Origin of the sequence: Rubripirellula lacrimiformis, from assembly GCF_007741535.1 — a bacterium.
Lineage (GTDB): Bacteria > Planctomycetota > Planctomycetia > Pirellulales > Pirellulaceae > Rubripirellula > Rubripirellula lacrimiformis.
Genome location: NZ_CP036525.1, coordinates 2,332,309 through 2,345,665, shown reverse-complemented (window position 1 = coordinate 2,345,665; position 13,357 = coordinate 2,332,309). Strand labels below are relative to the sequence as shown.

Genomic DNA, 13,357 nt, shown 5'->3' with positions numbered 1-13,357 from the left:
GACGAGAGTAGTCCGATCTCGGGCGGATTCCATGCCAAGTGGTGAAATAGTGGCCACCGGATCGGCGACTTTTCCGAATCTGCGGCTTGCACCGACGAACACCGCTACGCAGAGGCCCATCGGTCCCCCGCCAGCGATTGCCGAATTTGCGACACATCCGCGGCCGCGAAACGGCAGTACCGTCACAAACCGGAAATCCTGACACGACTCTGCGGGATGTTCCGATTCATCCGAAACTGACGGCCAGAATTCACGACCAGTTATTCCAGTCACAACGCTGGTGCGTCCGATATCGCTCGTAACGAGGCTTCCTACATCAGCGATCGATCGTTTTGTAACGGCGGATGATCCACGGGAACCCAAGCACCCATCTGACACGTCTGCGGCGAACCATGCGACTAAAACGCTTTCAGTCGAAACAATATCCGACTGCTGCCACGGGATCTGCCATGTCCTCTAAAAAGAAACACCGCCGCGCAGCCAGAATGCTGCTGGCGGGCCTCTTGGTCACGGCCAACGGATGCAGCCACTTGGACATCATTCCGCCTGGCCCGCACGACAACACACCGTCGATCCACGATGACTACGGGATGCAGATCGAGTATCCGCAAGTCGCCGAATGTGCATCGGCCCCATCGATGGCTGCCAAAGCGGCGACCGAACCGATGTCGCTAGAGGACCCGTCCAAAATCCCGGCATTCGAGATTTCACTCGAAGAAGCGATTCAGTTGGCTGTCCAACAGAGTCCGGTGATTCGAAGCCTAGGCGGATCGGTGGTAACGACCCCGCAAGGCACCGCGACCGTCTATGACCCCGCGGCTTTGGCGGCCAGCCCGACCCAAAGCGCCGAAGCAGCACTGTCCGCATTCGATGCCCAGTACACCCAACAGTTGTTTTGGAACAACGTCGATCAACCGTCCAACCGACAGTCGTTTACTATCCCGGGTGTTGGCGGCGGTCCACCGCTGATTTTCGCTCCGTTCTCGCAAAGCCAGAACGCCACGTTCACGTCCGAACTTGCCAAGCAAACGGCGACCGGTGCCCGCTTTGCTGTGCGGCACAACGTTAGCTACCTGCGTACCCAAGACCCGTCGGTCGCGCAGCTGCGATTCCCCAGCGCCTTCACCGGGTTTGTCGAAGCCGAATGGCGACAACCGTTGTTGCAAGGTGCCGGCACCACGTACAACCGAATCGCTGGCCCCAATGCATTGCCAGGGCAGTACAACGGTGTCTTGATCGCTCGCATCAACGAAGACGTCACATTGGCGGATTTCGAAGCCGCAGTGATTCAGCTGACCGCCGACGTTGAACAAGCGTACTGGGACCTGGCGACGGCCTACCGCATCTTGGATGCAAATATCAAAGGCCGGGAATCCGCCCAGCAGACCTTTCAATATCAGAAAGTGCGTTTGGAAGTGGGTACCGGGCGTACCGACGAAGAAGCCCAAGCTAGATCCCAGTTCTATCAGTTCCAGGCCGAAGTCGAATCCTCGTTGGGCGGCCCCAATGGACTGTATGCACTTGAACAAAGACTGCGTTACCTGATCGGCATGACCGCGTCCGACGGGCGATTGCTGCGTCCGGCTACCGATCCGATCGATGCGAAAGTCATCTTCGATTGGGAAAGTGCCCTGGGGCAAGCCCTGCAGCGACGCGTCGAAATCCGTCGTCAACGTTACAACGTGAAACGACGCGAACTAGAAATCGTTGCCGCACGGATGGACCTGCGACCGCGTTTGGATTTCTTGGCACAGTATCGTTGGCGCGGCTTGGGTGACCACCTGATCGGCGACGACGATGGTGCCCAGTTCAACAGCATGTACGGCAACATGACCGGTGGAGATTTCCAAGAAGGCCAGGCCGGCATCGAATTCTCGCTCCCGGTCGGCATGCGACAAGCCAGTTTGGCCGTGCAACAATCGCGTCTGAATCTGCAACGCGAACGCGCTCTGTTGGAAGAGACCGAGTTGCGGATCAGCCACGACCTATCGGATGCTGCACGTCAAGTTTCGCTGACCTACCAATTGGTGGAAACCAACTACAACCGTTACCAGGCAGACTTGTTGCAAGTCGATGTGCTGCGACGTCGTTATCTTGACGGCAACGACAACATCAACTTTTTGCTGCAAGCCCAACGGCAAGTCGTGATCAGCGAAGCGGCGTTCTATCGTTCATTGTTCAGTTACAACATCGCGATCCGCGATCTGCATCGCCAGAAAGGTTCGCTGTTGGCGTACAACCAAGTTCAACTTGCCGAAGGTCCTTGGGCCGCCGGTGCCGCCGCCGACGCTCACACGACCGGTCGGTTCCTGGAACCACGAATCAATCCGTCGGCTGTCAGTGTTCCAGCACCGCTGACCAGTGGACCGTTTGACCCATCGGCACCGCAGAACACCGGTTTCACCGCCGCACCGTTGGCCAATGAAGTGATCGATTCGCCGATGATCGAAGCGATGTCCTACGACGACGAATCGGTCACGATCGACCCGGTGGTTGTGGAGGAAGTCCCCAGCCCATCGGACGCCCTGATTCCGATTGAATAGTCAAGACGGCGAATCCACCGCGGCACGCCTGCTTACGAACCGCGGCGAGTTCGAGTTCGAAATCGCCGCGGTGACTATCCAACGACCCGTTTTTCGTAACGAACGCGATAGACGGGAATTTGGTGGCGGATGCTGCGTCGTTCAAAGTGAGTGCGATAGTCCAGGTCATGCTGGGCTTCGACTTCTTCTTCGGGAATCGGCACGCCGAATTCGGGTGCGATGTCAGCGATCATTTCAATCGTGTTTTCGAAATAGTCCAGGACATCGGTCCAGAAATGGAACCGTCCGCCCACGCGGAGGGCGCGGGAAAAGTTGCGAACGCTGGTTTCGTTGACGACGCGGCGTTTTCGATGCTTCTTTTTCCACCACGGATCGGGAAAATAGACGTGAACGGCTTCCAACGATCCGGCCGCAATGTTCTTTTCGAACAGGGGTTCCGCGTTGCCGCTGATCATGATCGCGTTGGTTGAACCCGCTTTCAGTAGCCGACCGGCCGAATGCGACGCGTACTTGCCGACGATCTCCACGCCCAAAAAGTTATGTTCGGGATGTGCCACCGATTCGGTCGAAATGAACAACCCTTTTCCAGATCCCACCTCGATTTCCAGCGGTAAATCGTTGCCAAACATAGACTGACTGCCCAGATCGGCGGGCAACTGATCCACATCACGCAGAACCGTGGACAGATCCACCGACGATTTGGGGCTTCGGATTTGGTGACGCGGCATTAGCTTTTGGATCGATCGAGAACGGCGTGGGAAGACTTTCCAGAGCCATAATCGTATCTTTCCCAGAATTCCCTACAATGCTGGGCCGCAGACGTACTGAACATCCCATCCCTTTCCCCGTCAATTGCCGCACCGATGCCCAAGGCCGAAGCCGATTTTAACGGACTCCAAATCGCAGCTCTCGAAAGCCGCCGCGCCACCGACATGGCTCGCATGATCGGCCGCAGCGGGGGAGTCGCACACGTCAGCCCGTCAATGCGGGAGGTCCCGATCGAACCGAATCGGGGTGCCATCGACTTTGCGTACCGGGTGATGACAGGGGAAGTCAACATTGTGGTGTTGATGACGGGAGTCGGCTTTCGGTACCTGCTGAAATCCATCGAACGTCATGTGGACCAACAACGGTTCCTGGAATCGTTGTCGGATGTCACCACCATTTGCCGTGGCCCCAAACCGGCCGCCGCGCTGCGGGAATTCGGGATCACGGCGACCCACCGTGTCCCCGAACCGAACACATGGCGTGAACTGCTGCAGACGATCGACGCCCACGTACCGGTCGCCAACCAAGTCGTCGGGCTGCAGGAATACGGCGTCACCAATGCATCGCTGATCGCGGGACTGGAAGCCCGCGGCGCCACGGTGGAACCGGTGCGGGTTTATGGATGGGAGTTCCCCGAAGACCTTGCGCCGCTGGAATCCAACCTTCGTGCGATCGCCGCCGGCCAACGCGACATGCTGCTGCTGACCAGCGCCCATCAGGTGGTCAACATGCTTCGCCTAGCGGAACAGCTTGAACTGACCGACGAACTTCGTGCCGGCCTGCACCGAACCGTGATCGCATCGATCGGGCCCACGACGTCGCAAATGCTAGAAGAATGCGATATCCACATCGACTTTGAACCCAGCCATCCCAAAATGGGGCATCTGGTGACCGAGTCGGCGCAGCGATGCCAGTCGATGGTCGATTCCAAGAAACGACTGTTTGCGGCGTCCCCCGAGTACCGCAGCAAACCGGCCGAACATCCCTCGGATTCCAGCCTGTTCATGCGAGCCTGCCGAGGCGAGGCCACCGAACGGACTCCCGTCTGGCTGATGCGTCAGGCTGGCCGATACATGGCCGAATACCGCGAAGTCCGAGCCAAACAATCGTTTTTGGACCTGTGTGCCAATCCACCGCTGTGCAGCGAGATCATGTGCACCGCCGTTGACCGGTTGAAGGTCGATGCGGCGATCATCTTTTCGGACCTGTTGCCGATCTTGGTGCCGATGGGTTTCGACCTGGAATTTGTCGCCGGCGATGGTCCGGTGATCCACAATCCGGTTCGTGAAGCCGGCGACCTATCGCGAGTCAAACCGCTGGATCGCCCCGAAGCACTCGATTTTGTCTACGAAACGGTACGACAGACACGATCCGATTTGCCTGAATCGATTCCGTTGATCGGGTTCTCGGGATCGCCCTTTACGCTGGCCAGCTATGCCATCGAAGGCGGTGGCAGCCGCACCTACACGCACACCAAACGGTTGATGCAAGCCGACCCGGGTGCTTGGGGGGGGCTGATGGACACGCTATCCGCTGCGATCACGACCTATCTGAACCATCAAATCGCCGCTGGTGCCCAGTGCGTGCAATTGTTCGACAGTTGGGCCGGATGTTTGTCGCCGACCGACTATGTGCGTTTCGTGTTGCCTTGGATGAAACAAATCATCGCTGGAATCGCCCCCGGCGTCCCGGTCATCAACTTTGCAACCGGCAATCCGGAATTGTTGCCGCTGCTGCGAGGCGATCGCCGAACCGTGGTCGGTGTTGACTGGCGAATCGGTTTGGACACCGCTTGGCAGCGGATCGGACATGACAAGAGCGTTCAAGGCAACATGGACCCAACCGTGCTGTTGGCCAATCCAGATGTGATCCGGTCCCGCGTCGGTGAAGTGCTAGAAGCCGCTGGCGGACGTCCCGGACACATCTTCAACCTGGGACACGGAGTGATGAAAGAGACGCCCGTCGAAAATGCGATCGCGTGTGTCGAAGCCGTCAAAGAACTCTCCCGTCGCGAGCCGTCATCGTCGTGAACCGATCGCCGATCGTATGCCCGTTCTGTCCGCTGAACTGTGACGACCTAACCGTTGCGGCAAACGGGCAAACCGATAGCGACTGCCCGATTGCCGAGCAGGGTTTTTCGTTCGCGATGGCCGCCCCCCCAGCGCCGCGAATCGGGTCCGATCCGGCAAGCCCAGACGACGTCCATCGCCTGGCCAGCACTTGGTTTGCCAAGCAGGATCGAGTCCGCATCGCAACCGCATCGACTCCGCTATCGACGTCGCGAACCCTGGCAACCATGGTGGCCGACAGCAGGATCGAACTATTCGTCGATGAAACGCCATCGCAATCAGCACTTCGCACGGCAGTGGCACGCGATGGCAATGTCTCGGCAACGCTGGGCGACGTCAAAAAACACGCCGATCTGATTTGGACGATTGGCGATGTCAGCGGACAAATGCCAAGACTGTGGCAACGCCTGTCGCGATCACCTAGTAGCGGTGATTTGACCACTGATCGATCGGGCCCAACCCCAGCTCGGCTATCGCACGCATCGATGGGCGCCAACCAGTTCGCCGACATCGCGTTTGCGATCCGCAGCGGCAGCACGCCGGACGCATCCCAAGCGGACTTGATCCAGTCGATCCAGTCGGCAGGCTACCTGGCCATCATTCTGGCACCGGATGCATTCGACGCCGGCCAGGAATTGACGACTGCGGAATGGATCGTGAAGTGGACGATCCAGCAAAATCAGAAACAGGAATCCCGTAGTCGCCGCGTCGTCCTGGTGGGCATGGATGCGGCAACCACACTGCGATCGGTCGTTGGCTGGCATACCAACCAGCGGCTAACCGCGACCATGACCAACGTCGACATTCGTCTTGGCAATGCGATTGCCGGGGCACAACCGGCGAAACTGCAAATCGGCGGCGTGGATCCCGGCCCGGAATTGGCTCACGCGTATGTTCCCGCCGGGATCGCCGGCGTTCATCACCCGGACGCCATCATTCGTGGCGACGCAACCGTGACGTTGCCGCTGGATCGGTGCGTGGAAACGAGGCCCGCCGAATTGCCAAACTCGATCATCCAGCCCAGTGCGCAATCGATGGACTCGTCTTTCACCGGCCGAACAGTCCGTCCCGATGTCTTCTTGAAAAGCTTGTTTGCGGTGAAGCTGGCCTAGTGCTGTGCCAGCGCTAAGAATCAGAGTTGAATGAACGATCCGTTTGGGGCGGGGTAGCCCCCTTCACGGATTCGATTGAAGTCCCGACGGGACGGCAGCACCGTGCCGGTGGTCTCGACCACCGGTATCCCTTAATTGGAGCCAACTCTTTTTCTGCCGCACCGATCGCCACCTTTCGTGGCGATCGGTGCGGCAGAAAAAGGAGTGTCAGCGTTGGTACAGGTACCGTGGACCAAGGTCCACGGCAGCAGGCTATCGCCACTGCGTGGCTTGAAAAAGAGAACTTGAAGAACCGATCGGCTGATCGAGGCGATTGCCTCTTGATGGCGGCAAAGTCACTGGCATTGGCCGAAACCAATGTCGAGTGCCCAGCCAGAGGCGACCGACCGCTACCAGCGCATCAGCGCCGTTCCCCAGGCTAGCCCGGCGCCAAAGCCGCACATCAACACCAAGTCGCCTGATTTCATGCGACCTTCGCGAACCGCTTCATCAATCGCCAATGGAATACTGGCGCCCGACGTGTTTCCGTAGCGGTCTAAGTTGACGAAGACTTTCTCCGGTGCAACATTCAGATCCGACACCGCCGAATCGATGATGCGTTGGTTGGCTTGGTGTAGCACCACCATGTCCAGTTCGCTGGAATCGACCCCTGCATCGGCCAGCACGTCTTTGGCACTTTCAGCAAACAGGCGAACGGCCCACTTGAAGACATTGCGGCCATCCATCGTCAGGTACTGCAAACGTTTCGCGTAGGTATCGGGCGTCAGCGGCGTTCGCGAACCACCGGCGGGGACACACAGCATTTCGCCACCGCAACCTTCACTGCCGACTTGATAGGACAGGATGCCTTCGGTCGCGTTTTCGTCAGCGACCAACAGCATCGCACCGGCGGCGTCGCCGAACAGGGGATAGGTTTTTTTGTCTTCGGGATCGACCGTACGGCTCATCAAATCGGCACCGACCACCAACGCACACTTGCTGTTGCCGGCCGCGATGAACTGGGCCGCGGTGATCATGCCGTACATGAATCCGGCGCATGCGGCGTTCACATCCATGGCCGGCGCCGTGACGCCTAATCGTCGCTGCAGATGACACCCCGTGGACGGAGTCGGATGATCGGGTGTCATGGTGGCGACGATGATCAGATCAATCTGGTCAGCCGTCACGCCAGCCTTTTCCATGCACCGCACGGAGGCTTCGTAACACATGTCGCTGGTGGCTTCGCCATCGGCGGCCCTACGTCGCTGGCGAATGCCGGTGCGACGGACGATCCATTCGCTGTCACATCCCAGTGCGGCCAAGTCTTCGTTGGTGACGATTTGATCGGGCACATAGGAACCAGTGGCCGCCACACGAACGCCCGCGACTTTGCCCATTCGACCGCGAGTCGTGATGGGAGACGGACAAGTTTCACCTTCAGGCTCGCTAGCCATGGCGGGGACAGGAGATTCAGTCATGCTTGTTCGGCGCTGTTACAATCGGATCGATCCAGTCGGCATCGGTTGCCGGCCGCAAACCGGGAGTATAGCGGGATTGATTTTTCCTTGTTAGAGCAGGCTTTTCGACCACGATCAGGCTCGCCCGGGAAAGCGATCCCAGCCCTTCTGATCGCGCTGGGCATCATCGTCCTGATCATCGGGGCGGCCGCGGTTTTCACGTCATTTCCGGTGGATCCGGGATCCCCCCCAGCGTTCGAAACCGTGGCCTATCGGGTCGCTGGACCGTCGATGGCCCCAACGATGTTGGGCGATTCGATGTACGTCCATTGCATACCGTGCGATTTGGGTTGGCAGATTGTGCCGACAACGGATGCGGAAACGGTCTGTTGGCATTGCGGATCGAGGGTGTCGACGGCCCCCACGATGGCGACCATCGGTGACGTCGTCAGCATCCAACGCCCGGATTCCCGATCGCTGCAGCGAGGCGATGTGATCGCCCTGGAACATGAGGGGAAGGGCAACATCAAACGAATCGTTGCCGTTCCAGGCGATGTGGTGGACCGATCCGGCCTGCGTTTTAGCGTCAATGGACGGCCGATTGGCGATTTCCAGTGGGCCATCGATGGCCAGACGATCCCGATTGATTTCGACGACCATCGCCGCCAATCTCGCTGGCAAAAAAGCAACGAAACACCGCTGGACGATCCGGCACAGGATCCCCAAACTCGGGTTTGGACACTGACCGACACCCCGTCCGACGACTGGTTGGTCTACCACCACCGCAGCGTCCACGACCAGAACCGACCCAGCGGTGTGTGGGACGACTACCCGATCAATCACGGACTTTCCCGAGCGATGGAAGCTGTGGAATCGCTGATTTTTCAAGCGACCACGTTCGACGCGTCGCCTGACGCGGAATTGGAAGCGGTATTTTGGTCATCGACGGGCAACGTCCGGGGGACCATCGCACTGGTCACCGGTGGTGTGATCGATATCGACCAAGCAAGACTGCGCGTGGAATCCGAACGGGAACCATCCGAATCGCCGGTTTCGTCGCGTGATCCGGTTTCGTCGCGTGATCCGGTTTCGGCGGCGAATCCAGTGGCAATACGGATCGTGACAGGATCCGCGGTGCTAACCGGCCTGACCCTGCGGCGGCATCTGGATTACCGACTTCGCCGCCGAGACGACACCAGCGTCTATCCGATGCAATTGGGGGCGGATGACTACTTCGTGCTCGGCGACAATGTCCCGGTTTCCGTTGACAGCCGAAACTACGGGCCGATTCAGGCGGTCGACATGATCGGATATGCGTTGCCACCGCAGCGAAACTAGGAATCTGTCTCAGCCTAGCGCTAGGGCAAAAGTCGTAGCGGAAGTCGTCAAGACTTTCGTGAATCACAGCGACGCCGAAACTCTTGACGGCCAGTCGATTGAATCCAGTTTCGAATTTAAATGTTAGCCGTTTGGGCGCTAGCGGGCTGTTGATTTAGTAACCCGCGCGTGAGCGAGGGATTCAGGTGGGATCCCTCGCTCACGCTTCGGGTGATGGTTTGCACGTTAAGTTCAGGAAAACGACTTAATCAGCAGGCCGCTAGCGGCTAAACGGCTAACGGAATCAAAAGGCCGCGAACGAGTTCCACTACCTGGAAATCTCCACTACCTGGAAATCAAGGTGCGGCGAAGTCATTGCAGCGATTTTGGCGGGCCCCCGGCGTTCACGATTAGCGGGTCCTCGTGGTAAGCTCCGGGTTGCCGTTTCCCAATGTCCTGATAATCGCCGGCGCCACGACTGCTTCGCCGCCCCCCCAACTTTCGGAGACCCCTGCCATGCCACGATTGGTGCGAGGTGCATTGATCCAGACGAAACTCTGCGAGCCGTCCACGTCGCCGGTGGCAAAGATCAAACAGGCCATGATCGACAAACACGTCGATCTGATCGCCCAGGCCGCCGACCAAGGTGCCCAAGTCTGCTGTCTGCAAGAACTGTTCTACGGCCCTTACTTCTGCGCCGAACAGGAGATGAAGTGGTACGAGATGGCCGAACGGGTGCCCGATGGCCCGACGACACGGCTGATGATGGAACTGGCAAAAAAGCACAAGATGGTGATGGTCGTGCCCGTCAGCGAGGAAGATCTGACCGGGGTCTATTACAACACCGCGGCCGTGATCGATGCCGACGGAACCTTCCTAGGCAAGTTCCGCAAAATGCACCTGCCGCATTGCCAGCCGGGTTTTTGGGAAAAGTTCTACTTCCGCCCCGGCAACCTTGGTTATCCGGTGTTCGATACCGCCGTCGGAAAAGTCGGCGTCTACCTATGCTATGACCGACACTTTCCCGAGGGGGCACGGGCCTTGGGATTGGCCGGTGCCGAAATCGTATTCAACCCCAGCGCGACCGTCGCCGGGCTTAGCGAATACCTTTGGAAACTGGAACAACCCGCGCACGCCGTGGCCAACCAGTACTTTGTCGGCGCCATCAACCGCCCCGGCATGGAAGCACCCTGGAACATTGGCGAGTTCTATGGGCAGAGTTATTTTTGCGATCCTCGCGGTCAATTCATCGCGCAAAGCGAGAAACGGACCGAGACGGACATCGTGATCGCCGACATGGATTTGGACATCATCCGGGAAGTTCGCAACACCTGGCAATTCTTTCGCGACCGTCGGCCCGAAACCTATGACGCGCTGACCGATCTGTAATTTGCCCTGCATGGTAGTCGCCGCGGTGCACGATCCAGTTCGCGATCGCTACCAGGCCATCCCTGCCGCCCGAGCACACTTTCACCGATAAAGTCGCTGTATGCCGACGCTGGAAACCACCGTCAACGGAATCAAATTCCCCAACCCGTTTGTCATCGCTTCCGGTCCGCCGGGAACGAACGCGCGAGTGATCTGTCGATCGTTTGCCGAAGGGTGGGGCGGGGCATCCGCCAAAACGGTCAGCCTAGACGCGTCCAAAATCGTCAACACGGCGCCCCGTTATGGACGCTTGAAAAGCGGCGACGGCGAACCCTATGGCTGGGAGAACATCGAACTGATTTCGACGATGCCCTTGGAACGATGGCTCGATGAATTCAAAGAGATCAAAGACAAGTATCCCGACCGCGTCCTGATCGCTTCGATCATGGAAGAATTCAACAAGGATGCTTGGTTCGAAATCATCGAGCGCTGCGAGTCCGCGGGCGTCGATATGTTCGAGTGTAATTTTTCGTGCCCGCACGGATTGCCGGAACGAAAGATGGGCGCCGCGATGGGTGAAGATCCGGCGATCTTGACCGAGGTCTGCGGATGGGTCCGCCAAGCCACGACGAAACCGGTGTGGGCCAAGATGACGCCCAACGTAACGCACATCGAAGATCCATCGCGAGCCGCATTGGCCGCCGGGATCGATGGCATCTCGGCCATCAACACGATCCGCAGCGTGATCGGTGTCGACCTGGAAACTTTGCGTCCGATGCCGACCGTCGAAGGCTATTCGACCGTCGGCGGGTATTCGTCCAAAGCGATCAAACCGATATCGCTGCGGATGAACATGGAAGTCGCCACGCTGATTCACGACGAGTTTCCTGGCCGCACCCTGTCGGGTATCGGTGGGATCGAAACCGGCAATGACGCCGCCGAATTCATTCTGTTGGGTGCCGACACCGTCCAGGTCTGCACCGGTGTGATGCTGCATGGATACGATTTGGTCAAGAAAATGTCTGACCAACTGCTGGCGTTCATGGACAAACATGGCTTTGAAACGATCGATGATTTCAAGGGCAAAGCGTTGCCGTATTTCACAACGCATAGCGATTTGGTTCAGCGACAAGCCAAGGTAAAGGCCGAAAAGGAAGCGGCTCGAGCGGCTGCCAAAGCGGCGGAAGCTGCCGATCAAGGGATCACACAAGATGAAAACTGGGACGGCGATGACTTCGTCAAACAATCCGATGAACTGGTGGGCTAACGCGTGACACCTTCGACTGACTCACTCGCCCGCGCCGATCAATCCCAACAGTCCTTGCTGATTCGTGGCGGACGGATCATCACCGCAGACCAAGACTACGTGGCGGACATCCTGGTCCGCGGCGAACGCATCGTGGAAATTGCCACTTCGATTCCACAGGACGGCGTGGATGAAGTCATCGACGCCAGCGGCAAGTTGGTGTTCCCGGGTTTCATCGACCCCCACGTCCACATCCATCTGCCGTTCATGGGCACCCACGCCAAGGACGACTATGACTCGGCCAGTCGGGCGGCCCTGATCGGCGGCACCACCACGCTGATCGAAATGATCTGCCCCGGTCGCGACGACGATCCTTGGGAAGCGTATCAACGGTGGAAAGGCAAAGCCGAAGGATTGTCGGCATGCGATTTTTCATTCCACATGGGCGTGACTCGTTTTGACGCAGGCAGTGAAACACAGCTGCGCCGAATCATCGACGACGGCATCACGTCGCTGAAAGTCTTCTTGGCCTACAAAGGCGCGTTGGGGGTCACCGACACCGAACTGTTTCGCACCTGCCAACTGGCCGCTGACACGGGCGCCGTCGTCACAGCACACTGCGAAAACGCAGACCTGATCGACGAACTGCAATCGCAATTGGTGGCTCAGGGCAAAGTCGGTCCAGAGTTCCACGAACCGTCGCGACCGGTGTCGGTGGAAGCCGATGGTGTGCACCATTTCTGTACGTTCCTGGAAATGACAGGTGCATCGGGTTACATCGTCCACACCTCGTGCAGCCCGGCGATCGAAGCGGCGCGACAATTCCAAGCCCGCGGCGTCGACGTCACGATCGAAACCGTGATCCCGTACTTGGTGCTGGACAAGACCTACGCCGAGCGACCGAATTTCGAAGGAGCCAAGTATGTGATGAGCCCGCCACTGCGGGACATCCGCCATCAAACGCAGCTTTGGAACGCCATCGGATGTGGCACCATTGCGACCGTCGCCACCGACCACGCACCGTTTGATTTCGCCGATCAAAAGGCGATGGGGCGCGCCCCTGAATCCGACTTCACCAAGATCCCCAATGGGATCCCGTCGGTCGAACACCGCTGCACGCTGTTGTACACCCACGGCGTGGCCACTGGAAAAATCGACCTGCATCAATTCGTCAGCCTGTTGTCGACCAACGCCGCCAAACAGTTCGGCATGTTCCCGGCCAAAGGCACGATCGGTCTAGGCAGCGACGCGGACATTGTCGTCTGGGACCCGAACTATCGCGGCGTCATCAGCGCCGAGACGCACACCATGAACACCGACTACGACGGATTCGAAGGCTTCGAAATTGTTGGCCGTCCGTCGGTGGTGACCTGCCGAGGACAAGTGTCGGTACGCGACGGAAAGTTCACCGGCAAACTAGGCCACGGCCGCGCGGTCCCACGAAAGCTGGCCCGCAAATCCTAACGCGACGATCAGGTCGTTGCGATGCGAATGCCTT

9 protein-coding genes are annotated in these 13,357 nt (G+C 58.6%); 7 read left to right on the top strand and 2 right to left on the bottom strand.

Annotated features, from left to right (window positions below):
* Nucleotides 1–449 precede the first annotated feature (449 nt).
* Entirely contained in the window at nucleotides 450–2,543 is a 2,094-nt protein-coding gene (locus K227x_RS08365; RefSeq protein ID WP_145169095.1) for a TolC family protein, read from the top strand.
* A 74-nt stretch (nucleotides 2,544–2,617) separates the two neighbouring features.
* Here K227x_RS08365 and trmB read toward each other — a convergent pair whose 3' ends face one another.
* Nucleotides 2,618–3,271 carry a tRNA (guanosine(46)-N7)-methyltransferase TrmB gene (gene trmB, locus K227x_RS08360; protein WP_145169094.1) on the bottom strand — a complete coding sequence of 218 codons (654 nt, stop codon included), beginning with the start codon at nucleotides 3,269–3,271 and terminating at the stop codon, nucleotides 2,618–2,620.
* A 135-nt stretch (nucleotides 3,272–3,406) separates the two neighbouring features.
* Here trmB and hemE point away from each other — a divergent pair, with 135 nt between their 5' ends.
* Together hemE and K227x_RS08350 are read left to right on the top strand one after the other, a co-directional pair.
* Nucleotides 3,407–5,341, top strand: a complete 1,935-nt coding sequence (hemE, locus tag K227x_RS08355) for a uroporphyrinogen decarboxylase (RefSeq protein WP_145169093.1) — start codon at nucleotides 3,407–3,409, stop codon at nucleotides 5,339–5,341.
* Nucleotides 5,338–6,492 carry a molybdopterin-binding domain-containing protein gene (locus K227x_RS08350; protein ID WP_145169092.1) on the top strand — a complete coding sequence of 385 codons (1,155 nt, stop codon included), beginning with the start codon at nucleotides 5,338–5,340 and terminating at the stop codon, nucleotides 6,490–6,492. Before hemE ends, K227x_RS08350 begins: the two co-directional genes overlap by 4 nt.
* A 389-nt stretch (nucleotides 6,493–6,881) precedes the next feature.
* Here K227x_RS08350 and K227x_RS08345 read toward each other — a convergent pair whose 3' ends face one another.
* The gene (locus K227x_RS08345) at nucleotides 6,882–7,949 is read right to left on the bottom strand and encodes a beta-ketoacyl-ACP synthase III (RefSeq protein WP_246146673.1); all 1,068 of its coding nucleotides are present in this window, start codon (nucleotides 7,947–7,949) and stop codon (nucleotides 6,882–6,884) included.
* A gap of 210 nt (nucleotides 7,950–8,159) precedes the next feature.
* Here K227x_RS08345 and K227x_RS08340 point away from each other — a divergent pair, with 210 nt between their 5' ends.
* The 4 genes from K227x_RS08340 to hydA all read left to right on the top strand — a co-directional run bounded on the left by K227x_RS08340 (nucleotide 8,160) and on the right by hydA (nucleotide 13,323).
* A complete protein-coding gene (locus K227x_RS08340) occupies nucleotides 8,160–9,266 on the top strand; it encodes a S26 family signal peptidase (RefSeq protein WP_261343426.1) in 1,107 nt (368 codons plus the stop codon).
* A 495-nt stretch (nucleotides 9,267–9,761) separates the two neighbouring features.
* Entirely contained in the window at nucleotides 9,762–10,634 is an 873-nt protein-coding gene (locus K227x_RS08335; protein ID WP_145169090.1) for a nitrilase-related carbon-nitrogen hydrolase, read from the top strand.
* 100 nt (nucleotides 10,635–10,734) lie between these two features.
* On the top strand, nucleotides 10,735–11,880 hold the full coding sequence (preA, locus tag K227x_RS08330; RefSeq protein WP_145169089.1) for an NAD-dependent dihydropyrimidine dehydrogenase subunit PreA: 1,146 nt from the start codon (nucleotides 10,735–10,737) through the stop codon (nucleotides 11,878–11,880).
* A 3-nt stretch (nucleotides 11,881–11,883) separates the two neighbouring features.
* Complete coding sequence (gene hydA, locus K227x_RS08325; protein WP_218933860.1) at nucleotides 11,884–13,323, top strand: dihydropyrimidinase; 1,440 nt, start codon at nucleotides 11,884–11,886, stop codon at nucleotides 13,321–13,323.
* Nucleotides 13,324–13,357: the final 34 nt, after the last annotated feature.